Annotated in this window: 17 protein-coding genes and 7 pseudogenes; 2 read left to right on the top strand and 22 right to left on the bottom strand. The window is 51.8% G+C overall.

The genetic code is table 11. The features are described from left to right. Positions 1-6: 6 nt before the first annotated feature. From IWW33_RS25340 to IWW33_RS25425, 20 genes and pseudogenes are all read right to left on the bottom strand, one after another. Positions 7-444 carry an NTF2 fold immunity protein gene (locus IWW33_RS25340; protein WP_174141377.1) on the bottom strand — a complete coding sequence of 146 codons (438 nt, stop codon included), beginning with the start codon at positions 442-444 and terminating at the stop codon, positions 7-9. A 206-nt stretch (positions 445-650) separates the two neighbouring features. Beyond that, positions 651-1,223: a DUF1629 domain-containing protein gene (locus IWW33_RS25345; protein ID WP_174141378.1), complete on the bottom strand. Its 573-nt coding sequence runs from the start codon at positions 1,221-1,223 to the stop codon at positions 651-653. Between the two features lie 463 nt (positions 1,224-1,686). Then, on the bottom strand, positions 1,687-2,118 hold the full coding sequence (locus tag IWW33_RS25350; protein WP_231386196.1) for an NTF2 fold immunity protein: 432 nt from the start codon (positions 2,116-2,118) through the stop codon (positions 1,687-1,689). Between the two features lie 153 nt (positions 2,119-2,271). After that, complete coding sequence (locus tag IWW33_RS25355) at positions 2,272-2,541, bottom strand: hypothetical protein (protein WP_174141379.1); 270 nt, start codon at positions 2,539-2,541, stop codon at positions 2,272-2,274. A gap of 40 nt (positions 2,542-2,581) precedes the next feature. Then, the gene (locus IWW33_RS25360) at positions 2,582-3,175 is read right to left on the bottom strand and encodes a hypothetical protein (RefSeq protein WP_174141380.1); all 594 of its coding nucleotides are present in this window, start codon (positions 3,173-3,175) and stop codon (positions 2,582-2,584) included. 102 nt (positions 3,176-3,277) lie between these two features. Beyond that, positions 3,278-3,574 carry an AHH domain-containing protein gene (locus IWW33_RS26955; RefSeq protein ID WP_348635199.1) on the bottom strand — a complete coding sequence of 99 codons (297 nt, stop codon included), beginning with the start codon at positions 3,572-3,574 and terminating at the stop codon, positions 3,278-3,280. Next, a pseudogene (locus IWW33_RS25365) lies at positions 3,550-4,248 on the bottom strand (RHS repeat-associated core domain-containing protein); the annotation flags it as partial. The gene IWW33_RS26955 and the pseudogene IWW33_RS25365, both read right to left, overlap by 25 nt. Before the next feature lie 104 nt (positions 4,249-4,352). Then, positions 4,353-4,736 carry a hypothetical protein gene (locus tag IWW33_RS25370; protein ID WP_161872486.1) on the bottom strand — a complete coding sequence of 128 codons (384 nt, stop codon included), beginning with the start codon at positions 4,734-4,736 and terminating at the stop codon, positions 4,353-4,355. A 400-nt stretch (positions 4,737-5,136) separates the two neighbouring features. Next, positions 5,137-5,730 carry an SMI1/KNR4 family protein gene (locus tag IWW33_RS25375; RefSeq protein WP_174141381.1) on the bottom strand — a complete coding sequence of 198 codons (594 nt, stop codon included), beginning with the start codon at positions 5,728-5,730 and terminating at the stop codon, positions 5,137-5,139. A gap of 35 nt (positions 5,731-5,765) precedes the next feature. Next, a pseudogene (locus IWW33_RS25380) lies at positions 5,766-8,903 on the bottom strand (RHS repeat-associated core domain-containing protein); the annotation flags it as partial. 189 nt (positions 8,904-9,092) lie between these two features. Beyond that, positions 9,093-9,440 (bottom strand): annotated as a pseudogene (locus IWW33_RS25385) (hypothetical protein). Positions 9,441-9,730: 290 nt separating this feature from the next. Continuing rightward, positions 9,731-10,366, bottom strand: a complete 636-nt coding sequence (locus IWW33_RS25390) for a DUF1629 domain-containing protein (protein WP_196914422.1) — start codon at positions 10,364-10,366, stop codon at positions 9,731-9,733. Continuing rightward, positions 10,363-13,074, bottom strand: a pseudogene (locus tag IWW33_RS25395) (RHS repeat-associated core domain-containing protein); the annotation flags it as partial. The pseudogene IWW33_RS25395 and the gene IWW33_RS25390, both read right to left, overlap by 4 nt. A 187-nt stretch (positions 13,075-13,261) precedes the next feature. Continuing rightward, positions 13,262-13,858, bottom strand: coding sequence for a hypothetical protein (locus IWW33_RS25400; RefSeq protein WP_174141382.1), 597 nt, complete (start codon positions 13,856-13,858; stop codon positions 13,262-13,264). Positions 13,859-13,982: 124 nt separating this feature from the next. Further along, positions 13,983-14,147: a hypothetical protein gene (locus IWW33_RS25405; RefSeq protein ID WP_231386198.1), complete on the bottom strand. Its 165-nt coding sequence runs from the start codon at positions 14,145-14,147 to the stop codon at positions 13,983-13,985. Positions 14,148-14,444: 297 nt separating this feature from the next. Then, positions 14,445-15,113, bottom strand: a complete 669-nt coding sequence (locus tag IWW33_RS25410; RefSeq protein ID WP_231386199.1) for an Imm26 family immunity protein — start codon at positions 15,111-15,113, stop codon at positions 14,445-14,447. A gap of 410 nt (positions 15,114-15,523) precedes the next feature. After that, positions 15,524-18,097: pseudogene (locus tag IWW33_RS25415) on the bottom strand (RHS repeat-associated core domain-containing protein); the annotation flags it as partial. Positions 18,098-18,260: 163 nt separating this feature from the next. Next, positions 18,261-18,752, bottom strand: coding sequence for an SMI1/KNR4 family protein (locus IWW33_RS25420; protein ID WP_174142653.1), 492 nt, complete (start codon positions 18,750-18,752; stop codon positions 18,261-18,263). Between the two features lie 14 nt (positions 18,753-18,766). After that, positions 18,767-19,081, bottom strand: coding sequence for an HNH endonuclease (locus tag IWW33_RS26815; RefSeq protein WP_231386547.1), 315 nt, complete (start codon positions 19,079-19,081; stop codon positions 18,767-18,769). 84 nt (positions 19,082-19,165) lie between these two features. Then, a pseudogene (locus IWW33_RS25425) lies at positions 19,166-21,772 on the bottom strand (RHS repeat-associated core domain-containing protein); the annotation flags it as partial. Between the two features lie 86 nt (positions 21,773-21,858). Between IWW33_RS25425 and tnpB the strand changes: the two are divergent. Then, positions 21,859-22,218, top strand: coding sequence for an IS66 family insertion sequence element accessory protein TnpB (gene tnpB, locus IWW33_RS25430; protein ID WP_231386200.1), 360 nt, complete (start codon positions 21,859-21,861; stop codon positions 22,216-22,218). A gap of 18 nt (positions 22,219-22,236) precedes the next feature. Further along, positions 22,237-23,817 carry an IS66 family transposase gene (locus IWW33_RS25435; protein ID WP_174142641.1) on the top strand — a complete coding sequence of 527 codons (1,581 nt, stop codon included), beginning with the start codon at positions 22,237-22,239 and terminating at the stop codon, positions 23,815-23,817. Positions 23,818-24,229: 412 nt separating this feature from the next. Here IWW33_RS25435 and IWW33_RS26820 read toward each other — a convergent pair. Then, a pseudogene (locus IWW33_RS26820) lies at positions 24,230-24,451 on the bottom strand (DUF6531 domain-containing protein); the annotation flags it as partial. Positions 24,452-24,675: 224 nt separating this feature from the next. Further along, positions 24,676-25,260: a DUF1629 domain-containing protein gene (locus IWW33_RS25445; RefSeq protein ID WP_174142642.1), complete on the bottom strand. Its 585-nt coding sequence runs from the start codon at positions 25,258-25,260 to the stop codon at positions 24,676-24,678. Positions 25,261-25,265 lie beyond the last annotated feature (5 nt).

Consider the following 25,265-nt stretch of genomic DNA (forward strand, 5'->3'; position numbering starts at 1 on the left):
TAGTCACTAAACATAAGTTCTTTGCCACTTCTTATCATCCTGTAGATCTCGCCTACTAACCTTGCATAAACCCCCTTCCACAATGAGACTCAACTTAAAACAAGCGCGCAACCCTGTATTTTTTCTGATAATGACTGAGACCTCACTTCCCTTGCCATCGTAAATCTCAACGTCATCATTAACCAAATCGTACTCTGGAGATCTGCCGCAAACTATATTTTCGACACGATCATAGTTTCGGCCCTCGTCTACTACATATTTTTTAAAAACAACCAAAAGGTCATTTCTCAGACTCTGCTCAAGGCCATCCTCTAAGGAGTCATCCGTGAAGGCCTGCAAACTCTTCTTGTAGCCAGATGACTCCCACTCATTCATGGCAGTCATAAATCCTAGCAGCGCCTCTCGATAATCATCACGCAAATTAGTTACTGAAGACATTTTCATCGACCAGATCACCATTTTTAAACACGTTATAGAGGACGTTAGAGGCCTTGTGATCACCTGATTGAGCTCTGGTAACGAAGGATTTCATTCCTCTTCAAAAAAGCGGCACATCATCAGTTTCTATAGCCCTAGCATAGAAATTAATCATAAAATCTCATAGTGATCTGCCCCCACCCGCACACCCACTTCTAGCATCCTAACAGCATTTAAATATCTTCAAGGTCGGCCCATGGATCATATCTGTAGGCACTATCAACCTTTGTAAACGAAATCCCCTTCAAATCACTTGCAGCTAGCAAGAACCGTTCACTGCAAAATAACTCCAACGTCTCCTGGCATCGAAAAATATCACTTTCTATAGCATCAGACAGTACAAACAGATCTATTCGATCAATGCTTATTGAACCAGGATAGAGCGGACTATTAATAACGCCGTCAGCCTGAATGTCCTTTGATAATTCATATATAGACTGATCCTTATCCATGCCAGCTAAACTTTCGCCCGGAAGGAAAATAAAAAAATCACCTTGCCTAATTTTTTTCCCTGATTTCAATTCAAGCGGAACAGCCCTATATTTGGCGCCTAGACGGTCGCAAACACTTAAGAATCTTTTTGAGACATAGATAGCGCCAACCTGATGGAAATCAAAGTCTATACTTTCTAGCTCTACATCTAAATTCTTCAAAGTGAGACTATAGTCATGCTCTATTTTCAAATTCTCAGGATTTGGCTCATAGGGTTCCCACTCAAATTTCTCGCAGTTAAAAAAACCTGCCATGCTTACGGGGCATCCCTCATCCGTCGAGTCATAACTTATAACGTAATAATTTTTCTCACACAAACTCATAAAAGGCGCCCAGTAATTGCATCCACAACAAATTTGTTGGCTTCAAGCCATTCTCTGGCAAAGTTTTGAATCTTACTAATTTCTAATGCTAGCTGGGTATCTGATAGCTTTCCAGCCTCAAAGAACCTATTAAAGCTTGAAGGCGGGACCTCCCCCGGCCATGGGTTTCGGAGAAGAGATCAGCAACCACAGCCCTGGCCTCACCCGAGAGTTCGTAACGCTTTGCCATCACAGGATTCCTTTCCGTCGATGGCATAGGACTCTACAAAATCTCAGCGCTTGAGGGGTGGCGGTTGGATTTCTCGGGCTTCCATACAGAGCCTCAGGCTTACCGAGCATCGCCGTTGACCTTGGCCAGCATCCGGCCAATGCCATCGCGCTCGCACTAGTGTATCTAAAGAGGAACCCGCTTCCACTTCTCATCAAAACTCAACATCTCCCTCTTTTTTATCTTCCACTCCCCTCCCTTGACAACCAGATAGAATCTAGAACAAATTTCTGCCCCTTTCACTTGTTGTACTTGCACTACCAAACTACCATCACTATCAGATACTAACTGAACCTCGTCGCTTACTGGGTCATAAGTTGCCGGCCTTGTACAAACCAGATCAATCAATCTACCATAATTCGACTTATCCTTTAACGCATACATATCAAGTATCCGCTCCAATTTCAAGGCATAAACCTTTTTCAACTCTAACCCATCCTCACCCTTACTTAAGCCATCTTTGCGCTTATCAAAAAACTCACACTCCCACTCATTCATTTCCTGCATGAATTTTTTAAGCTCTTCGGGAACACCTTCTTTAACATCATTTCTGGCCATATCAGTTTCCAAATATACCTTCGAGAACTTCCTCACTCTTACGATATACATCATACGTTATCGATGTAGGTCGAGCACCGCCATTACCGTAAATAAAGTTAAGTTCAACGTCGACAGCCCCCTTTTTTACTAACTAGGTTTGCAATTTGTGCTTCAAGGGCTCGGAACTGCCCTCGATTGATATCTTAGAAAATCCTCGAAGCTTGTTGCATCATGGGCATCAACCAAGAGTTGAGGGCCAAACGCCAAGGCGGGACCTGCTTCATAACCCAGCTCTTTCTTTCTTATCAGCCTCGCAAACCCATACTTTTTCTCATCAACTTTAAAAGCAAGGATATCGCCCCAAGTGTATTTGATGGTTTGATTCTTGCGCACTAAAGCACCCTCACACTTATCTGAGCCAATTTCCAGATCATGGAACAAGCCGGACCATTAACCTTGAGAGATAACTCAATCCCAATAGCTAGATTCTATAAACGTAAACTTTTGAATCTTTATTGCGAAAATATAGCCCTGTAACATTTTCACCATCTCGCTCTACGAATATCTCTGTACCAGGAACACTATTACTGGCATATGTAATCATGGACACTACCCGCCCTTCTTCACACCTATACTCATAACACCAGTATTCACCATCTTCGTCCAGGCAACATGATATATTTGGAACTCCACCTTCAAATACAACCCCAGATGCCCTAACCGCCTCCCCGTCATCGTCAAAACGTACTGAATAAGTCGACTTCCCCTCCACCTGATATATCTCAGCTTCTATCACTGTAGAGTTCACACCATATACATCAGACTTATAAAACCCACACTGCTCCGCAGAATAAAATTTAAAACAATTTTTTTTGCTCTTTGGCTCCGAACTCAGGATCGGAGACGGAGTCACCCCAGACAGTTCCAGCCCATAAGGCAATACAGAAAAGCTTGGACCTTTAGACCATTTTATCTCTTCACTTGCAATGTACTGCATATCTGCGCCTTCAGAAAGATCAGCCTCAAGCTTAGACTTTAGAATCTTAAGTAAGCTCTTAAATTGATCGGGAACCACAGCTACCTCCTAACAGCAAAAGTCTTACCACTATTTAATTGCTCTTTCAGTTCAGCAAGCCCACTCAAAAACTCTTTCTTCGTTGTTCTACCAACCAACGAATCATATACATGTTTTGTAGGCATTCCCATGTATGCCGGCACCCTTGTGCGGCGTTGCCAGTGTACCGGGAACTCTAGCAGATTCTGTATTTGGCAACCAAATTCCATTTTTCTTGTCATTTATATCGATTCCCAGTTCTTTCATTTGCTTTCTCAAGGCTATCATTCTGACGTCCTTTGAATTGGACATAATGATGTGATGCGCATCATACTGCCCTCCGCCTACTGGTTTACTCCCGAGGCTGTCTGCAAGTTTTTCGCGTCGGACCCACAGGACAGACCAAGTGGATCTAACCATAGGATCGGATTTAGAGCATACTCATAGAGATTCATTCCACCGTCGATACTCAACGGATCTTGCGTTACGAAACGCCCAATCTGCGGATTAAAATATCTATAAGTATTGTAATGTAGTCCTGTCTCAAGGTCACAGTATTGGCCTTGAAAGCGCAGGTTCTGCTCGATTGCATTAACCATCAGCTGGTCAATCGCGCCCCAAGACCGATATGTCGCCTGCCAGACAATATGGCCTTCGCTATCAGTCAGCTCCAGCGGCGTACCAATCTGATCGGTGTGGAAGTAGTAGACCCTCTGCTCCTACCCTTCCGCCTGGTCAACCCGCGCCAACGGCGCATAGCTACCCGGCTCATAGAGATACAGAATGCTCCGCCCCGGCGTCTCCTCACGCAGCATCCTCAGCCCTTGCCAGAGGAAATGCTTCTGCTCCGTCGCGCCTTCGATTTCAGCGGTTTTGGCAATCCGCCGCCCCAGGCTGTCATAGCGATAAGTGCCCGTACTTTCCAGCTTGCCGTTGACCAGCGTTTCGGCACGCACCAGCCGGTTCTCACAGTCATAGGCAAAACTCTGAAGCTTGCTATGCCCCGAGCGCTTCTCGATCAGGTTGCCCCACGGGTCGTAGCGATACTATTGTTTTCGCCAGCGGTTGATACAGTTGATCTTGTCTAACTTCCGCCAACACTGCAGGCTTGCGATCGACTGCCTTAAATACATCTAAGACCAATCGGACGCCAAAAAACAATAAACAGCATTCGCACTTAGGTCTTTCCACTCCTCTGCTACATGATGAGCCTTACATGGCTACCATCAAAAATATCCTTTAAATACGAGCGCAACAAAGCAACTTTCTCTTTAGATGAATTTATCTCATCAGGGAATCTTCCAAAGAATCTACCCGCTCCGCAATGCCCAATAAACTCCTGTTTCACTACTACCTCTAAGCCGTCACTATGCAGAATGACTTCATCGATAGAATTTGCTACCTCATGGCTAGACTGAGCGGTTTGAAACCCAATACCTTCATCAATATAAATATTATCTTCATCATCTAGTCGCGTTATGACAATATAACCATTGGGATCAATAGGATCATCGCCTAGCGCAATTGTAACCACCCCGTCCTCTTCATAACACTCTATAGTTGATGCAATAAATTCACTCATATTTACACCTACCTATCCGCAACCTGAACCAGATACCTTCTGAGTCTTTTTCGACTTAGCGCTCCAAACTCCAGAAGACTTAGCATCACTAGATGGCCACTTATACTCTACATCTGCTCCTGTAGCACCTTTGAAACTATTCATCTTCAATCATATACGAGATCATCTGGAGCAGGAGTATCATTCAGCTGAGAAATGCGCAGTGTGGGCCCAACCAGCAACGCCTCCCTTAAAAATTCCATTTAATGAGCAAATTCAGACTATAAATCAGCAAATTGAAGAGCACCACCGTAAGCGACCAAATGGGCAGGACCATCTTTTACAACAAAAGATTACGCGATCTGAGGACCAACGGCGTAAATTTCGACCATGAAGTAACTCATAACTTAGAATCGTAAAATCACCTAAATTCAATAATATGCGAAAATCTTTTTAGGGCCTCCTGGTATTTCTGAGCGTAAACAGATTTCATTACAACCTGCCCAGATTCAGCCAATATAGCCTTTAGCTGCACAATCGAATAATTTAGCCCTAGCATTTTCTTTATATCAACAACTTCTTCAATGCTTGGCTTGCAGCTTCCCTTACTGAAGATGTCACCTAAACCAGCTGTCGCGACCTCTCCCTCATCCTCCTCAATATAATCTAAAAGCTTTTCGATAGTTTCGAATCGGTCACATCCGTCCAGAGTCGTGCTCCCTGAATCCACAAGAAAAAAATCCCCCTCCCCACATTTATTTATTAGTATTAATCGGCCACCAGAATCATCTCCAACGGCAATCATTCCTTTAAAATTATCTTCGACTTCAAATGTATTATTGCGCTCTTCAATATCGCTAACGGAATAAATCAAGACCTGATCATTCAAGAGTGCTCCATCACTTTTTCTCCAGAAGTCAACAATCCATGCTCTATTGGAAATACCAAGAGCGTTACGCAAAGCTTCAATGCTCGCAACAGAAGCAGCCCCGTGACGCTCAGTAAAAATAACCATCAGTTAAATGCTCCCAAAGCTTCGTAATATTTATATTATTTAGCCGCTGCCCGTTTCGCAGCATCCGGAAGGACCCCAGCGTCGATCATCTCCTTGTACGCAACATTGAATTCGTCCCTTAATGTACCGCTAAAGCCTAACGACTTGCGCCTTGCCCGCTGCATGGCAGAGATCATAGCATGCGACTCGCCAGAACTACTTATGAGCAGAATTGCTGGCGCACTATTCCTCTTATATCCTTTTACATTGAGCTTAGCCCATTCATGCTGGATAAAGTGGTGTGACTGCACGAAATCATCCGCAGCAATATTCTTATTACCCACAGCCCTGTTCACTTGAGGTGATAAATTGCCGTGAGCATCAACGTCACCAGCTTTGTATCCGCCAGGCCTATTGCAAGCCCAGCCCCACGGATCCACCCAGCTAGTGGGATTCGGGACGTACCGATACAGATTGAGCCCACCATCTATACCCATCGGGTCTAGCGTAACAAAGCGCCCCACCAAGGGATCGTAATAACGGAACGTGTTGTAATGCAGCCCTGTCTCATCATCTTGATACTGCCCTTGGAATCGCAGATTCTGCTCGACCTCATTGATCGTCAGCTGCTCGATCGCTCCCCAAGACCGATACGTCGCCTGCCAAACAATCCTACCCTCGCTATCCGTCAGCTCCAGCGGCGTACCAATCTGATCGGTATGGAAGTAATAGATCTTCTGCTCATCCCCTTCCGCCTGATCCACCCGCGCCAACGGCGCATAGCTACCCGGCTCATAGAGATACAGAATGCTCTGCCCCGGCGTCTCCTCGCGCAGCATCCTCAGCCCTTGCCAGAGGAAATGCTTCTGCTCCGTCGCGCCTTCGATTTCAGCGGTTTTGGCAATCCGTCGCCCCAGGCTGTCATAGCGATAAGCGCCCGTACTTTCCAGCTTGCCGTTGACCACTGTCTCAGCACGCACCAGCCGGTTCTCACAGTCATAGGCAAAACTCTGAAGCTTGCTATGCCCCGAGCGCTTCTCGATCAGATCCCCCCAAGGGTCGTAGCGGTACTCCTGATCCCGCCAACGCTTGATGCGGTTGTCCTTGACCTTCTCCAACTGCCGCGCATTGAAGTCCAGGCGGTTGGCGGCCGGGTCATAGCGGAACTCTTCGCTACCTATAAGCGAGCCGGTATCGCGGCTGTGCAACTGGCCGTTGGCTTCGTACTCGTACTTGATTTCGCCACGCAATTTGTCGAGGGTGCGTACCAGTTCACCTGCCGGATCGTACTGGTAGCGACGGTGAATCGGGTTGTAGGCGTGCTCCACCAGCAGTGAGGTGTTGATGCCCGGGTTCTGCACTTGCGACAGCTTCTCTGCAGGCAGCGTCGAAGCAAACTGCCACGCCTTGCGCCCCATGGCGTCGTAGCCAAAGCAACTGGTGAGCTTGCCCTGCGTGCGGTACACCTCGCGGTGCAGGTCATCGCGTTCCATGTCGCTGATGACCTGGCCGTCCAGGTTCAGCTGGTGCAGGTGCCCGCTGCCGTAGTACAGGTGGTTGACCTTGCGCCCGTCCGGCAAGGTCAGCGTGGTCAGGTTGCTCAGTGGGTCGTATTCGTAGCCGAGTACGCCTTGCGGTGTGATTTCCTGGGTCAGTCGGCCCAGCAGGTCATAGCTGTACTCCAGCTTTTCTTCGGCGATGCCCAGCTGCTTACCGATGCTGGTTGGGTGTCGCTCAATGCTCAACAACCGGTCTACTTCGTCGTATGCATAATCCTGACGGGCATCACGGTTGAGCTTGGCCATCAGCCGGCCAATGGGGTCGCGCTCGAACAGCGTTTCGCGTTGCGGCTGCTCACCGTTCTCGCCGTAGCCAATTTCGTCCAGCCGGGTCAGATGGCCGCCGTCGTTGTAGGTGAAGCGCCGCGTCAGGTTGTCCACCCGCACTTCTTCCACCAGCCGGTCCGAGGCATCGTAGGCAAAGCTGTACGTCGCGTTGTTCTCGTTAACCAGCGCGGTAAGGCGTATGGCCTTGTCGTACTCGTAGCGAATCCGCTGCCCTTTGGCATCCTGCCGGCTGCTCGGCAGTCCGCGTGCCGTGCGCAGCAGGCGCGTGGTCTGGCCTTTACCGTCGGTGTGGGTCAGCACCTGGCCGTACGGGTTGTAGGTAAAGGTCTCTGAGGTGCCATCCGGATGGCTGACCTTGACCACCTCCCCGTCCGGTTTGCGTTCCAGCGTGGTGGTTTGGTGCAGCGCATCCGTCACGGCCACCAGGTGCTGGCGGTCGTCGTAGCGGTAATAGGTATTCTTGCCCGAACAGTCCTGATACCGCTCGACCTGGGCAAGGGTGTTCCACCACAGGTACTTGGACTTGTAGGTTGCATCGATGATGGTATGCGGCAAACCATCTTCGCCATTGAGGTATTCGGTCAGGTGGCCCAGGGCATCGGTTTCGGCGAGCAGGTTACCCTTGTCGTCGTAGCGCGCCTGCCAGGTGCTGCCGTCCGGGTAGGTGACCTTGGTTACCAGGGTGGTCAGGTGGTGGTATTCGTAGGCGATGGTGCGGCCCAGCGGGTCGGTCTCTTCGAGCAGGCGGGCGTATTCGTCGTACTTGAAGTGCAGCTGGTTGCCGTCCGGCAGGGTCAGGCCGACCATGTTGCCGTAGTCGTCCAGCGCGATGGCGTAACGCTCACCGCCGTAGTCGCGGCTGGCGAACACGCGGTGGTCGGCGTTGTACTGCACCTCCAGCTCGCGGCCGAGTACGTCCGTGGCCCAGCTGATGCGCTGGGCGAAGTCGTAGCGGAAATGGAAGTGTTCGCCGTCGCTGGTCCAGTGCTCGACCACGCGGGGCTGGCCGTCGAGGGTTTCCCAACGATAATGGCAGGTCAGGCCCAGGGCATTGCTGTGGCTTGCCATTACGCCGTCTGCGTAGCTGAAGCTGCGTACGGTGTCGCCGTTGCGGTTGATCACCGTGCTGAGCTGGCCGTGTTCGTCGTAGCGGTATTGAGCCAGGGTTTCGACCGCTTCGTTGTTCACCACCCGTTTGATGTCGGTCAGCCGGCCCAGCGGATGGTCGTAGTGCAGGTGCACGCGGGTGCCGCCGGTGGCGCTGATGTCGGTCAGCGTGCCTTCGGCGGTGCGGGTGAAGTGCAGGAAGTGGCCGAGGGCGTTTTCGATGCGTTGCAGCGGCACGTCTCAAAATGAGATTCCAGTGACTGGCTATTACACCTGAGCCCTAACAAAATAAACAAAAAAGGGACCATTACAGCCCCTTCTAATTTCAATAACCCCATTTATTAAAGATCATATCGCAACACCACACCATTTGATCAAGAACTTTTCGACACCTAAGCCAGCCATACCGGAGGCACAGACCACCTCCGATCAGCCATAAACATTTTCCTCTTGTGCTTTGTCAATGAAAATATCTTGCAAATCACCTTGAATCTCTTCGCTGTCGCAACTTAATACAAAATCCCCCACCAGGTTATCTGGATAATGAACCCCATCTAAGGTTCCGAGAATGACGGAGGCGCTATCTGCAATGACCAGCTTGAGAAAACCAATAACATCTTGCTTTTGAGTGTTGTCAAGTAGTGACAAAGCATTTCGTGCACGCGCATATGCATCATCATCCTTGTTGACTGGCTTTAGGAGCGCCTCTTTGTATTATTCAAAGTTTTTGTAAAAAAGCTCGCCAAACACTGCCTCTACAAACTGGTTGTCTTTCATGCCACACAACTTTTTATTTACGCACCCCAGGATACATTAATTTATTTAGAGCTATCAGCTCATGAAATTCTGAATTCGTGACATCCGAATAAACGCGCCATAGCTCCTAAGACCCCGCACCACAAAATCTATCCTCGTTGTGCTAATTTTCAGCATTAAGCGCCAGAAAAAAACAACGCTGGCCCTGCCACTGGCTAGGCCGCACCAACCCAGCTGCATATTTTTAAGGATCTGGCGTAATGAACAACAATAGAAAATACCTTACTCCTTGCAAAACACACTCAAAACCTTCAAATATCTCTCAACTCAGTCCATGCATCATACGAGTAAGTATCATCAACTATTTCAAACGAAACACCCTTCAAGCCAGTTGCCGCTGACTTAAAGCTCTCACTACAAAATAGCTCTAAGGTTTCCTGGCATCTAAAAATTTCCGACTGCAGCTCCGGGGAAACCACAAACTTACTTATAGCATCAATATTCACAGCCCCAGGATATATATGACTTTCAATTTCGAGGCCGGTTTCCAGGTCCTTGGATGTCTCGAACAACGACTCAGCCTTATCCAGAGCCGCCAAACTTTCACCAGGAAGGAAAATAAAAAAATCTCCTTTTCTAGACTGTTCCTTATAGGTTATCTCCAAAGGAATAGCCTTGTACTTTCCCCCGACCTTATCGCAAACCTCTAAAAACCTTTTAGAAACATAGGTATCACCTATGCTATAGTAATCAAACTCTAACTCAGATAACTCCATTTCCAATCCGGACAGCTTTAAAACATATTTCTTTTCTACACTCAACCCCATAGGGTTTGGTTCAAATGGATCCCATTCAAATTCAGTACAATTAAAGAAGCCCGACAGCACGACTGGACAGCCACTATCTTTCGGATTATAGCGCAAAACGTAATAATTGGAACTACTCACAAAAGCCTCCCAGTGATCGCATCCACTACAAATGTATTATTTGTAAGGTTTTCTCTCGCGAAACTTTGAATTTTACCTATACCTAAGACCAATTGCGTATCAGAAATCTTACCAGCCCTAAAGGCGTCATTCAAAGCAGAAACCTTAGTCTCCACGATCTTAGTATATTTAGCATGATTTGACCAATGCCCAGGCAAATCTATATTTTGCGTTAACTTCTTACTACCCGGTAAAAATATACCATTGGAAGCACCATCATCATTAAAACCCATTGATCGAAGTTTGCTAAACATTTTCGCGTAACGAGGCTTTTTCATGATTTCTTCGGGGATTAAATGATGATTAGCCATTCCATCGCCCTTTCTGGCCCCCATGTTATTGCCCAGTTTCGTAGAGCACCACCCCAGGGGATCGATTTCTTGAATAGGATTTTCAGCGTACGAATATATATTCAAGCCGCCTGCCAAACCTATAGGATCCTGCGTCAAAAATCGGCCAACATTAGGATCATAGAACCTGAAAGTGTTGTAATGCAGCCCCGTTTCGCTATCAAAGTACTGGCCCTGGAACCGCAGATTCTGCTCGACCTCACTGATCTTCAGCTGCTCAATCGCCCCCCAAGACCGATACGTCGCCTGCCAGACAATCTCGCCCTGACTATCAGTCAGCTCCAGCGGCGTACCGATCTGATCGGTATGGAAGTAATAGACCTTCTGCCCTTCCCCTTCCGCCTGATCCACCCGCGCCAACGGCGCATAGCTACCCGGCTCATAGAGATACAGAATGCTCTGCCCCGGCGTCTCCTCACGCAACATCCTCAGCCCTTGCCAGAGGAAATGCTTCTGCTTCGTCGCGCCTTCGATTTCAGCGGTTTTGGCAATCCGCCGCCCTAGGCTGTCATAGCGATAAGTGCCCGTACTTTCCAGCTTGCCGTTGACCACTGTCTCAGCACGCACCAGCCGGTTCTCACAGTCATAGGCAAAGTTCTGCAGCTTGCTATGCCCCGAGCGCTTCTCGATCAGGTTGCCCCACGGATCGTAGCGGTACTCCTGATCGCGCCAACGCTTGATGCGGTTGTCCTTCACCTTCTCAAACTGCCGAGCGTTGAAGTCGAGCCTGTTGGCCGCCGGGTCATAGCGGAACTCTTCGCTGCCTACGAGGGAACCAGTATCGCGGCTGTGCAACTGGCCGTTGGCTTCGTACTCGTACTTGATCTCGCCACGCAATTTGTCGAGGGTGCGTACCAGTTCGCCCGCCGGGTCGTACTGGTAGCGACGGTGAATCGGGTTGTAGGCGTGCTCCACCAGCAGCGAGGTGTTGATGCCCGGGTTCTGCACTTGCGACAGCTTTTCTGCAGGCAGGGTAGACGCAAACTGCCACGCCTTGCGCCCCATGGCGTCGTAGCCAAAGCAACTGGTGAGCTTGCCCTGCGTGCGGTACACCTCGCGGTGCAGGTCATCGCGTTCCATGTCGCTGATGACCTGGCCGTCCAGGTTCAGCTGGTGCAGGTGCCCGCTGCCGTAGTACAGGTGGTTGACCTTGCGCACGTCTGGCAGGGTCAGCGTGGTCAGGTTGCTGAGCGGGTCGTACTCGTAGCCCAGCTTGCCGTTGGAGGTTATCTCCTGCGTCAGCCGGCCGAGCAAGTCGTACGCATATTCCAGCTTTTCCTCGGTGACCCCGAGCTGCTTGCCGGCATCCGTCGGGTGGCGTTGAATGCTCAGCAGCCGGTCGGCTTCGTCGTACTCGAAGGTTTGGCGTGCATCGCGGTTGACCTTGGCCAGCAAGCGGCCAATCGCATCGCGCTCAAATACGGTATCGCGCTCCGGGCGCTCGCCGTTTTCGCCATAGCCGATTTCGTCCAGGCGAACCAGATTGCCGCCAGCGTCATAGCTGAAGCGCCGGGTCAGGTTGTCCACCCGCACTTCTTCACTCAGGCGGTCCGAGGCGTCATAGGCAAAGCGGTAGGCTGCGCTGTTCTCGTTGACCAGGGCGGTCAGGCGCAGCGCTTTGTCGTACTCGTAGCGAACCCACTGCCCTTTGGCATCCTGGCGGCTGCTGGGCAAACCCCGCGACGTACGCTGCAGCCGTGTGGTCTGGCCTTTGCCGTCGGTGTGGGTGAGCACTTGGCCAAGGGTGTTGTAGGTGAAGCTCTCTGCTGTGCCGTCCGGGTGGTGGATGCGCAGCACTTCACCATCCGGCTTGCGCTCCAGCGTGGTGGTCTGGTTCAGCGCGTCGGTGACGGCTATCAGGTGCTGACGCTCGTCATAGCGGTAGTACGTACTCTTGCCCGAGCAGTCTTCAAAGCGCTCGACCTGGGCGTAGGCGTTCCACCACAGGTACTTGGACTTGAAGTTCGCATCGATGATCGTGTGCGGCAGGCCATCCTCACCGTTGAGGTACTCGGTCTTGTGGCCAAGTGGGTCGATCTCGGCAATCAGATTGCCTTTGCCGTCGTAACGGGACTTCCAGATACTGCCATCGGGGAAGCGGGTTTCAGTTACCAGTGGCGTGGCGAGGTGGTGTTTGTAGCTGATCTTGCGGCCCAGTGGATCGGTTTCCTCGACGAGCCTGCCAAAGTCATCGTACTTGAGCCCAAGGCGATTGCCGTCCGGCAAGGTGAAGCCGATGATGTTGCCGGACGCATCGAAGTCCATGCCGTAGCGCTCGCCGCCAAAGTCGCGGCTGGCGACGACGCGGTTGTCTTCGTTACAGCGGAGACCTGGTACCCAGAGCATATTTCAACTCAGTTACTCCATCATCAAATACGCGCTCACTACATGCTAAAGGTTCCACGCTCGCGATGATTTTCATTTCCAATTAATCTATATAGCTCCTCATGTAACGGTAGTGGGTGCTTCTGCCCGTGCGGTCTTAGAAGTGCTTGACCTTGCGAAATCAACCCCACGGAGCATATACAAATCCCTCATCAATTTTCTCAAAATAGAGCCCTATGAAACTATTTTTTAAGTATGCCTCTCTAAACACAGAAGAACAGACCATTTGTTTCAATTCTTCACAGTAGAATAAATCATACTCTACATCTGATCTCGGGGAAAACCTATCTATTCGAGCATATAATGGCAACATATGTTGGCGCTCGCTTTCTGGGCGCAAAAGTCCGTCACCCACCAATTCAAAAGTAGATCGATCAACATCTAGCAATGAACATCTACTAAGGACGCAGAAAAATCTATAATCCTTTTTAGGCTTCGCAGAGCCGCGAAGCGAAATCATCACAGGAATGCTCAGAAACTTACAATGAAAATTTTCGCACATTCGAATGAATTCCGATGACGCGAGATACTGCTCAAATATCACATCGACGTGAAGATTATTCAAGTCGGCTTTCATTTCATAGGAGCTTGAAAAATCCAATACGTCAGGATTCGCAATTACTTGATTGAACTCCGGCAATTCCGGGATCCACTTCTCATCAAAGAAAAGCGGAACATCGTCGCCTTCCGCAGCACTGAGCAGATAAAATTCTTTCATAAGAACTCACAGCAACCTAAAAGAGATGGATCGGTCTTAAACAGCCCGTTTTGAAGCCCGGAGCTCGCCCAGCTTTGAATATTTTTAACACCCAAAACCAGGGGCCGTCGAGGGTTTACCAGCGTTAATGGCAGGTCAGGCCCAGGGCATTACTGTGGCTTGCCATTACGCCGTCTGCGTAGCTGAAGCTGCGCACGGTGTCGCCGTTGCGGTTGATCACCGTGCTGAGCTGTCCGTGTTCGTCGTAGCGGTATTGAGCCAGGGTTTCCACGGCCTGCTTGTTGACCACCCGTTAGACCGGTCAGACGGCCCTCAAGAAAAATGGAAGCGAATGAAACAAAGTCGGCACCCGCCTCCGGTTCAACAATTTTAAAGATCGTCACTCAAGTATTTAATCAGCAGCTGAGCATCACTCTAAATCGACACCGAGACTCAAAGACTTACAGGAAGTGAAGAAAATAAAAACTTATACCATCGCAACTCATTTACCAGACCATCATCATCAAGCTACAGACAGGGCCAATACTGCATTCGAGTTTAAATTTCGCCCATGAAATAATTCAAAACGCCACGCCAACAATATAATTCAACTCACCTCAAAAAGCTCCTTAACATCTTCGTCGCCCATCTGCTCATAAGGAGGCAGGCCTAAAGAATCATTCTCTGATATTTTTTTCTCATCCTCATTTACATCAATACTTTTCAAGTCGAATGGTGGAGTACCAAACACAAACCTCAACCCATCTACTTTATCATCATTTTCTCCTTTCGCATTGCCGATCACAGACCATTCCCCCTCTCCCATTTCCAACAAGGAGAAAGTATCTAATATAACCGGGAATTTTTTTATTTTTTTTATGACAGATAACCCCTCACTGGGCGACGCAGCAGTCTCACAATAAATTTCAGAGACATAACCCAGCTCTATCTTTCTTATCAGCCTCGCAAACCCATACTCATTCTCATCAATCTTAAAAGCAAGGATATCGCCCGAAGTATATTTGATGGTTTTATTTTTGCGCACTAAAGCATCCTCACATTTATCTGAGCCAGTTTCCATATCATCAAACAAGCCGGGGCCATTAACCTTGAGAGATAACTCAATCATATAACGTACTTCACCAAGCGCAGGACGTCTACCCAAGGATTCGAGATAAAGCTCCTGAAGCTCCTCCATCAGCTTCCCAATTCGGTCTAAAGGAATATCTCCGACAACTAATTCGTTATTTCCGGGCACATTCCACCATCCCATCATTAACCTCCTCAACAGGCAACGGCGCTCGACGTTGACTTCTTACCACCGAGACTAGATGTCTTTTCATTGTAGCTATTTTCGAAATATTGCTGTCGACTCGCTGATCTTGTTTTGCTTTGATGATCATAAGAGTTGATTTTGTTGCCTCTATTGCTATCCGATATTGCCTCACCTACAACACCAGTTTTAGTTCCATGATGCTCAATATAGGCTTGCTCATAGCCACGCGCCTGCCCGTAGGTTACATTACGATCAAGAACCTTCATCTTTCCGCCATTCAATCTGCCGCTGACAGCATGTTCACCACGGCGTCTCGTTACGTTATCAGTAATCCCAATATAGTAGGGATCTTTAACGCCTTTATCATACAAAGCGTAAACAAAATAACCAGGTGCAGTTTCCGCTACCCACCCTAATGGATCGACCCACGCTACAGCGTTGGGAGCATAGAAGTAAAGATTGGATCCACCATCAATTCCAATGGGATCTTGAGTGGTAAATCTACCTACTTCCGGATCGTAATATCGGAAAGTGTTGTAATTTAGACCATTTTCGCTATCAAAGTACTGGCCCTGGAAGCGCAGATTCTGCTCCACCTCATTAATCGTCACCTGCTCGATCGCGCCCCAAGAACGATACGTCGCCTGCCAAACAATCCCGCCCTGACTATCAGTCAGCTCCAGCGGCGTACCAATCTGATCGGTATGGAAGTAATAGATCTTCTGCTCTTCCCCTTCCGCCTGGTCAACCCGCGCTAACGGTGCATAGCTACCTGGCTCATAGAGATACAGAATGCTCTGCCCCGGCGTCTCCTCACGCAACATCCTTAGCCCTTGCCAGAGGAAGTGCTTCTGTTCCGAGGTGTCGCCGATTTCAGCGGTTTTGGCAATCCGCCGCCCCAGGCTGTCATAGCGATAAGTGCCCGTACTTTCCAGCTTGCCGTTGACCAGAGTTTCGGCACGCACCAGTCGGTTCTCGCAGTCATAGCTAAAGCTCTGAAGCTTGCTATGCCCCGAGCGCTTCTCAATCAGGTTGCCCCACGGGTCGTAGCGGTACTCCTGATCCCGCCAGCGCTTGATACGGTTGTCCTTGACCTTCTCCAACTGCCGCGCATTGAAGTCCAGGCGGTTGGCGGCCGGGTCGTAGCGGAACTCTTCGCTGCCGACCAACGACCCGGTATCGCGGCTGTGCAACTGGCCGTTGGCCTCGTATTCGTACTTGATCTCGCCGCGCAGCTTGTCCAGCGTTCGCACCAATTCGCCCGCCGGGTCGTACTGGTAGCGACGGTGAATCGGGTTGTAAGCGTGCTCCACCAGCAGTGAGGTGTTGATGCCGGGGTTCTGCACTTGCGACAGCTTTTCCGCCGGCAGGGTCGAAGCAAACTGCCATGCCTTGCGCCCCATGGCGTCGTAGCCAAAGCAACTGGTGAGCTTGCCCTGCGTGCGATACACCTCGCGGTGCAGGTCATCGCGCTCCATGTCGCTGATGATCTGGCCGTCCAGGTTCAGCTGGTGCAGGTGCCCGCTGCCGTAGTACAGGTGGTTGACCTTGCGCCCGTCTGGCAAGGTCAGCGTGGTCAGGTTGCTCAGTGGGTCGTATTCGTAGCCGAGTACGCCTTGTGGGGTGATTTCCTGGGTCAGTCGCCCCAGCAGGTCATAGGCGTATTCGAGTTTTTCTTCGGTGATGCCGAGTTGTTTGCCGATGCCGCTGGGTTGCCGCTGAATGCTCAACAACCGGTCGACTTCGTCGTATGCATAATCCTGACGGGCATCACGGTTGATAGACGCAAACTGCCAAGCCTTGCGCCCCATGGCGTCGTAGCCAAAGCAACTGGTGAGCTTGCCCTGCGTGCGGTACACCTCGCGGTGCAGGTCATCGCGCTCCATGTCGCTGATGATCTGGCCGTCCAGGTTCAGCTGGTGCAGGTGCCCGCTGCCGTAGTACAGGTGGTTGACCTTGCGCCCGTCTGGCAAGGTCAGCGTGGTCAGGTTGCTCAGTGGGTCGTATTCGTAGCCGAGTACGCCTTGCGGTGTGATTTCCTGAGTCAGTCGCCCCAGCAGGTCATAGCTGTACTCCAGCTTTTCTTCGGCGATGCCCAGCTGCTTACCGATGCTGGTTGGGTGTCGCTCAATGCTCAACAACCGGTCGACTTCGTCGTAGGCATAATCCTGACGGGCATCACGGTTGAGCTTGGCCATCAGCCGGCCAATGGGGTCGCGCTCGAACAGCGTTTCGCGTTGCGGCTGCTCACCGTTCTCGCCGTAGCCAATTTCGTCCAGCCGGGTCAGATGGCCGCCGTCGTTGTAGGTGAAGCGTCGCGTCAGGTTGTCCACCCGCACTTCTTCCACCAGCCGATCCGAGGCATCGTAAGCAAAGCTGTACGTCGCGTTGTTCTCGTTGACCAGCGCGGTAAGGCGTATGGCCTTGTCGTACTCGTAGCGAATCCGCTGCCCTTTGGCATCCTGCCGGCTGCTCGGCAGTCCGCGTGCCGTGCGCAGCAGGCGCGTGGTCTGGCCTTTGCCATCGGTGTGCGTCAGCACCTGGCCGTAAGGGTTGTAGGTGAAGGTTTCCGCCGTGCCGTCCGGATGGTTGACCTTGACCACCTCCCCGTCCGGTTTGCGTTCCAGCGTGGTGGTTTGGTGCAGCGCATCCGTCACGGCCACCAGGTGCTGGCGGTCGTCGTAGCGGTAATAGGTGTTTTTACCCGAACAGTCCTGATACCGCTCGACCTGGGCAAGGGTGTTCCACCACAGGTACTTGGACTTGTACGTCGCATCGATGATGGTATGCGGCAAACCATCTTCGCCGTTGAGGTACTCGGTCATCTGGCCCAGCGGGTCGGTTTCTTCGAGCAGGCGGGCGTATTCGTCGTACTTGAAGTGCAACTGGTTGCCGTCCGGCAGGGTCAGGCCGACCATGTTGCCGTAGTCGTCCAGCGCGATCGAGTAGCGCTCGCCGCCGTAGTCGGGCTGGCGATTACGCAGCGGTGATCGCCCACCCGGGTATAATTGTGGGTACTATGTGGTTACTCAGAAAGGGGCGAAGCACCCCTCCCTAAATTTAACTTTTTTTTAAAGATCAGGAAGCTTGAGAGTCCGTTAGACAGCATTCAAAGTAATTAACCCTTCGGCCGACTGAGATCACTCACTACAAATCAACTTCCGACTCGTCTTTGAGGCCCGATACAAACAACTCGAAAGAGCTTGTTAGCCAGCGATAGGCTCTCACGTGATTCTCGGCGACTGACAAATTAGGATCAAAACCGTCCACGGCAAAAAAACATACACAACCTTCTACTAAATCGAGACAAAAAAAGTTTCCACCATCATCGATGGCGAAGGGCAAAATGGTGACAGGTATAACTTGTCGACCGGTCATCGCCAAATAGCAGCCCCCGATATATTTAGTCTCCAACTCATCTGCAACTCCAGAAGGAGCAATAGCTTTAAACCTCTTGACCCGAACAGGATCATAATCGTCGCCACTGTCCCACCAGTCTCTATCCGATACCCCACCATTATTAGCTAAAAAAAATTGTTTAAAAGAACTTGGCAATCGAGCAGAAAGCTGAGCTTCCAGGCGATCCAAATCATTATGATCAACTTCTCGCTCAGACCTTGAAAGTTTCACTTGCAGCATATTATCCTCTCAAATTAACACGTCGCAGCATTTGCTTTTGGCGCTCTACCTTTTAGCCATCCTTTGTCCTGAGAAATCGCAATGGCCTCTGATTTGCCATATTCTCCCGAACGCAATCCGAAGTGTTTTTCGAATTGAGATACTGACCCGCCGTGAGGGAATGTCGCTTCGTGCGCTGAAGTTTTTACCAGCTGCATCGTCGTCTTTCCGGTATTGGGATCAAAGTCATCTACATGGTGCCATGTATAATCATCGACAGCAGGGTTTGAACTCTTGATTCCTGCCTCTTTGAACGCTTGTGTAAAATCACGCCCCCTTGAACCTTGCATGGTTATGGTCACGATATTTTTCTGATTCCCGCTTACAGGGAACAAGTCAGGAGACCCAGTAAAGTCGACCCCTTTGTATGCCCATCCCCACGGATCAATCCAAACACAGGGATTTGGAGCGTACTGATAAAGGTTAACTCCACCTAACAGTGCGATTGGATCTTGAGTAACGAATCGACCATTCTCAGCATCATAGTATCTGAAGGTATTGTAGTGCAGCCCTGTCTCGTTATCGAAGTACTGCCCTTGAAACCGCAGGTACTGATCAACCTCATGGACGGCAAGCTGCTCAATCGCCCCCCACGACCGATACGTCGCCTGCCAGACAATCTCGCCCTGACTATCAGTCAGCTCCAGCGGCGTACCAATCTGATCGTTATGGAAGTAATAGATCTTCTGTTCTTCCCCTTCCGCCTGATCCACCCGTGCCAACGGCGCATAGCTACCCGGCTCATAGAGATACAGAATGCTCTGCCCCGGCGTCTCCTCACGCAGCATTCTCAGCCCTTGCCAGAGGAAGTGCTTCTGCTCCGTCGCGCCTTCGATTTCAGCGGTTTTGGCAATCCGCCGCCCCAAGCTGTCATAGCGATAAGTGCCCGTACTTTCCGGCTTGCCGTTGACCAGCGTTTCGGCACGCACCAGCCGGTTCTCACAGTCATAGGCAAAACTCTGAAGCTTGCTATGTCCCGAGCGCTTCTCGATCAGGTTGCCCCACGGGTCGTAGCGGTACTCCTGATCACGCCAACGCTTGATACGGTTGTCCTTGACCTTCTCCAACTGCCGCGCATTGAAGTCCAGGCGATTGGCGGCCGGGTCGTAGCGGAACTCTTCGCTGCCAACCAGTGACCCGGTATCGCGGCTGTGCAACTGGCCGTTGGCTTCGTATTCGTACTTGATCTCGCCGCGCAGCTTGTCCAGCGTGCGTACCAATTCGCCCGCCGGGTCGTACTGGTAGCGACGGTGAATCGGGTTGTAAGCGTGCTCCACCAGCAGTGAGGTGTTGATGCCGGGGTTCTGCACTTGCGACAGCTTCTCTGCAGGCAGCGTCGAAGCAAACTGCCACGCCTTGCGCCCCATGGCGTCGTAGCCAAAGCAACTGGTGAGCTTGCCCTGCGTGCGATACACCTCGCGATGCAGATCATCGCGTTCCATGTCGCTGATGACCTGGCCGTCCAGGTTCAGCTGGTGCAGGTGCCCGCTGCCGTAGTACAGGTGGTTGACCTTGCGCCCGTCTGGCAAGGTCAGCGTGGTCAGGTTGCTCAGTGGGTCGTATTCGTAGCCGAGTACGCCTTGTGGGGTGATTTCCTGGGTCAGTCGCCCCAGCAGGTCATAGGCGTATTCGAGTTTTTCTTCGGTGATGCCGAGTTGTTTGCCGATACCGCTGGGTTGCCGCTGAATGCTCAGCAACCGGTCAACATCGTCATAGGCATAGTCTTGTCGCGCATCACGGTTGAGCTTGGCAATCAGCCGGCCAATGGGGTCGCGCTCGAACAGCGTTTCGCGTTGTGGCTGTTCACCGTTCTCACCGTAGCCAATTTCGTCCAGCCTGGTCAGATGGCCGCCGTCGTTGTAGGTGAAGCGCCGCGTCAGGTTGTCCACCCGCACTTCTTCCACCAGCCGGTCCGACGCATCGTAAGCAAAGCTGTACGTCGCGTTGTTCTCGTTAACCAGCGCGGTAAGGCGTATGGCCTTGTCGTACTCGTAGCGAATCCGCTGCCCTTTGGCATCCTGGCGGCTGCTCGGCAGTCCGCGTGCCGTGCGCAGCAGGCGCGTGGTCTGGCCTTTGCCATCGGTGTGGGTCAGCACCTGGCCGTACGGGTTGTAGGTAAAGGTCTCTGAGGTGCCGTCCGGATGGGTGACCTTGATCACCTCTCCGTCCGGTTTGCGCTCCAGCATGGTGGTTTGGTGCAGCGCATCCGTCACGGCCACCAGGTGCTGGCGGTCGTCGTAGCGGTAATAGGTGTTTTTACCCGAACAGTCCTGATACCGCTCGACCTGGGCAAGGGTGTTCCACCACAGGTACTTGGACTTGTACGTCGCATCGATGATGGTATGCGGCAAACCATCTTCGCCATTGAGGTATTCGGTCAGGTGGCCAAGGGCATCGGTTTCGGCGAGCAGGTTGCCCTTGTCGTCGTAGCGCGCCTGCCAGGTGCTGCCGTCCGGGTAAGTGACCTTGGTTACCAGGGTGGTCAGGTGATGGTATTCGTAGGCGATGGTGCGGCCCAGCGGGTCGGTCTCTTCAAGCAGGCGGGCGTATTCGTCGTACTTGAAGTGCAACTGGTTGCCGTCCGGCAGGGTCAGGCCGACCATGTTGCCGTAGTCGTCCAGCGCGATGGCGTAGCGCTCGCCGCCGTAGTCGCGGCTGGCGAACACGCGGTGGTCGGCGTTGTACTGCACCTCCAGCTCGCGGCCGAGTACGTCCGTGGCCCAGCTGATGCGCAGGGCGAAGTCGTAGCGGAAATGGAAGTGTTCGCCGTCGCTGGTCCAGTGCTCGACCACGCGGGGCTGGCCGTCGAGGGTTTCCCAGCGGTAATGGCAGGTCAGGCCCAGGGCATTACTGTGGCTTGCCATTACGCCGTCGGCGTAGCTGAAGCTGCGCACGGTGTCGCCGTTGCGGTTGATCACCGTGCTGAGCTGGCCGTGTTCGTCGTAGCGGTATTGAGCCAGGGTTTCGACCGCTTCGTTGTTCGTATCCGCTCCATGAAGCCCACATTCCAAGCGACTACCTGATGCCCGATGCTGCGCTCCCGATTTCTTTCTGGAGCCCGCCCGCCATGATGCGACCCGACAGCAAAGTCGAAAAGGTTTACCTCTATCCCAAGCCCGTAGACTTCCGAAAGTCCATCGACGGCCTCACCGCGCTGGTCGAGTTGGATATCAAGGTCGCCGTGTTCGACCCCGTACTGTTCGTTTTCCTCAATAAAGCTCGCAATCGCATCAAGGTGTTGTATTGGGAGCGCAACGGCTTCTGTCTTTGGCTCAAACGCCTCGAAGCCGAACGTTTCAAAACCTCCCCCGACGCCAGCGACGAAGCGATTGTCCTGACCGTCCAAGAACTGAACTGGCTACTCGACGGTTTCGACCTCTGGCGCAACCGTCCGCATCAGGTTCTGGCGCCCCGTTTCGTCGCCTGACCCGGTATAATCCGGGCCATGATTTCAGTGCCCGACAACCTCCCGGATGACCCTGTTCTGCTCAAGCAAATGCTGCTTGAGAGTTACGCTGCTCGTGCGTGTGAGCAATCGGCTGCCCGTGTGCGCGAGCAGGAGGTCAAGGAGGCTTATGCGACACACATCAACGACCTGAAAGAGCAGATCAAGTTATGGCGTGACCGTTTCTTTGGCCGGAAGTCCGAGCAAACTGTCGATCCCAACACGCCGCAACTGGCGATGTTCAACGAACCCGAAAGCGACCCGCTACTGGCGGTGGTTGACGATGCCGACGAAGAAGTCGTTGCGCCTGCCAAACGTCGCGGCAAACGCAAACCACTGTCGGCCGATCTGCCTCGGGCCGAAGTCATCCACGACCTGCCCGAGCACGAACTGACCTGCGCCTGTGGTTGCCGCAAGCATGTCATTGGCGAAGAAACCAGCGAGCAGCTCGACATCGTGCCGATGCAGATCCGCGTACTCAAACACGTGCGCAAGGTTTACGGGTGCCGGGGCTGCGAAACCGCGCCGGTTACCGCTGACAAGCCAGCTCAATTGATCGAAAAGAGCATGGCCAGCCCCAGCGTGCTGGCCATGCTGCTGACGACCAAGTACGTCGATGGCTTGCCGCTGCACCGTTTTGAAAGCGTACTGTCCCGACACGGCATCCACATTCCACAACAAACTCTGGCGCGTTGGATGATCCAGTGCAGCGAACACTTCCAGCCACTGTTAAACCTGATGCGTGACCGGCTGCTGGAAAGTCCGGTGATTCACTGCGACGAAACGCGTGTACAGGTCTTGAAAGAGCCAGGCCGCGACCCGAACAGCCAATCCTGGATGTGGGTGCAGGCCAGCGGCCCGCCTGATCGACAAGTTGTGCTGTTTGACTACACCACCAGCCGTGCGCAGGAAGTACCGTTACGCCTGCTGGAAGGGTATCGCGGCTATGTGATGACCGATGATTACGCCGGTTACAACGCGTTGGCGTTGCAGCCCGGTATCGAGCGGCTGGCGTGCATGGTTCATGCTCGACGCAAGTTCGTCGATGCGCAGAAAGTGCAGCCCAAGGGTAAGACGGGCCGCGCCGATGTGGCGCTGGCGATGATCAACAAGCTGTACGGCATCGAGCGCGACCTCAAGGAGGTCAGCGACGAACAGCGGTTCATCGGTCGCCAAGAAAGACGCCTACCGATCCTCGGCCAATTGAAAAGCTGGCTGGACAAGACGTACTCCCAGGTCACACCGCAAAGTGTGCTGGGCAAGGCCGTGCACTATCTGGCTAACAACTGGAGTCGGTTGGAACGCTATGTCGAGGCCGGCCATTTGCCGATCGACAACAACCTTGCGGAGCGTGCGATCAAGCCATTTGTCATCGGGCGCAAGGCTTGGCTGTTCAGCGACACCGTGAACGGCGCCAGTGCCAGCGCAAAGATCTACAGCTTGGTTGAGACCGCCAAGGTCAACGGCCAGGAGCCCTATACGTGGCTGCGCCACGTACTTGAGCACCTGCCGTATGCATCGTCGGTGGCCGACTACGAAGCTCTTCTGCCGTGGAACTGCTCGCCAGAGATGCCACGGTAACCTGCTGCCCCATCATGTGATAGGAGGGGTTCATGGATCGCACTCCGTTGTTCACCACCCGTTTGATGTCGGTCAGCCGGCCCAGCGGGTGGTCGTAGTGCAGGTGCACGCGGGTGCCGCCGGTGGCGCTGATGTCGGTCAGCGTGCCTTCGGCGGTGCGAGTGAAGTGCAGGAAGTGGCCGAGGGCGTTTTCGATGCGTTGCAGCGGCACGTCGGTGTCGGTGTCTGGCACTTCACCGAAGTAGAAGAACAGGTTGTCCAGCGTCTGCAGAATGTAGTGGCCGCCCTCGGTGCACACCAGGTACACCTGCTCGTGCGGGTTGTAGATGCGTTCGCCCGGCTGCAGCGAGACGAACGGGACTTCGCGGCCTTGGTTGTCGGTGAGGTAGATGAAGCTGCCCCTGCGGCGCAGGCTTTGTTCCCACGGCAGTACCCAGCCGCGGCCGAGCACGCTGTCGACTGTCAGGTCGCTGGCGTAAAAGCGCGACCACTCGATGGGCATCAGGCCGGGCAGGCTGAAGTCGATTTCGTCGGGGATGAGTTTGCGGCCCGTGGTCTGGTTTACCGGGCTACTGGTTCGACCACGTAGCGGCTGGCGCCTCCGCCAGCGACAGGGCAGCCCTGTCAAAAACATGCAAAAAAACTAATTAACCTCATGCAACATCACGGCCAGCCATACAAATCTAGCAGCATATATAAAGTTGGAAGCGTAATGAGACAAAGTTGGCATCCACTTCCAAACCAGCTATTTTAAAGATCATTTTGTGGTTGGCGACCTTGAGCATCCCTTACAAATAAACTTGATCGACCCCCATACTTAGCATATCAACGTGTAAAAATACCCGCCAAGCCAATTACTCAACCGAGAGCAACAAACCTTATAGCGAGCTTCTTGCTTTCGACCTTACTGACAAAAACCTCCGACACGATCGGATCAATCCAAATGACGCCACCCAAAAATAAGAAATGAGAACCATCTGCTTTTGATTCATCAACACACAGCTTTGTTACACCTCGGGCCATGTACTCAGCATCCAACTCACCCGACTTAAATTTTTTTAAAATCATAGCTTTACCAGAGTAATCTGAACGTTCATAGTCGAAGCATTTGATCTTATGATTCAAATGTATTAAAAAGTAATCTTTTTCTACAGGCCTGCCGTCAAAATATTTCACCTCAGCCTTTACAAATTCAGCGTTAGAACCTAACTCTTCAAATACAACTCTTAATTCCCTCGACCCAAAAAATGCACCGCATGCAGTTAAGAAAAAATCAGATTTCAGGCTGCGAATCTTTTTATCCAGCACTACAGTAATTGATAGACCTTCTAACGAAATGCATTTTCCTACTTGATAGTAATCATTGAGCTCCGGTGAGAATGAAACCTCGCCATCCGTATACCCCCCTTCAACTACTTCATGCAACATTGTAAAATAATTCATAATTT

The sequence above is a fragment of the Pseudomonas sp. M2 genome, from assembly GCF_015751845.1.
GTDB classification, from domain to species: domain Bacteria; phylum Pseudomonadota; class Gammaproteobacteria; order Pseudomonadales; family Pseudomonadaceae; genus Aquipseudomonas; species Aquipseudomonas putida_E.

Bases quoted from the DNA above. Each gene is read 5' to 3' on its own strand.
- IWW33_RS25340 (WP_174141377.1), bottom strand. From the start codon at position 444: ATGAAAATGTCTTCAGTAACTAATTTGCGTGATGATTATCGAGAGGCG.
- IWW33_RS25345 (WP_174141378.1), bottom strand. From the start codon at position 1,223: ATGGCAGGTTTTTTTAACTGCGAGAAATTTGAGTGGGAACCCTATGAG.
- IWW33_RS25350 (WP_231386196.1), bottom strand. From the start codon at position 2,118: ATGGCCAGAAATGATGTTAAAGAAGGTGTTCCCGAAGAGCTTAAAAAA.
- IWW33_RS26955 (WP_348635199.1), bottom strand. From the start codon at position 3,574: ATGGTTAGATCCACTTGGTCTGTCCTGTGGGTCCGACGCGAAAAACTT.
- IWW33_RS25370 (WP_161872486.1), bottom strand. From the start codon at position 4,736: ATGAGTGAATTTATTGCATCAACTATAGAGTGTTATGAAGAGGACGGG.
- IWW33_RS25375 (WP_174141381.1), bottom strand. From the start codon at position 5,730: ATGGTTATTTTTACTGAGCGTCACGGGGCTGCTTCTGTTGCGAGCATT.
- IWW33_RS25400 (WP_174141382.1), bottom strand. From the start codon at position 13,858: ATGAAAGAATTTTATCTGCTCAGTGCTGCGGAAGGCGACGATGTTCCG.
- IWW33_RS25410 (WP_231386199.1), bottom strand. From the start codon at position 15,113: ATGATGGGATGGTGGAATGTGCCCGGAAATAACGAATTAGTTGTCGGA.
- IWW33_RS25420 (WP_174142653.1), bottom strand. From the start codon at position 18,752: ATGCTGCAAGTGAAACTTTCAAGGTCTGAGCGAGAAGTTGATCATAAT.
- IWW33_RS26815 (WP_231386547.1), bottom strand. From the start codon at position 19,081: ATGCAAGGTTCAAGGGGGCGTGATTTTACACAAGCGTTCAAAGAGGCA.
- tnpB (WP_231386200.1), top strand. From the start codon at position 21,859: ATGATGCGACCCGACAGCAAAGTCGAAAAGGTTTACCTCTATCCCAAG.
- IWW33_RS25435 (WP_174142641.1), top strand. From the start codon at position 22,237: ATGATTTCAGTGCCCGACAACCTCCCGGATGACCCTGTTCTGCTCAAG.
- IWW33_RS25445 (WP_174142642.1), bottom strand. From the start codon at position 25,260: ATGAATTATTTTACAATGTTGCATGAAGTAGTTGAAGGGGGGTATACG.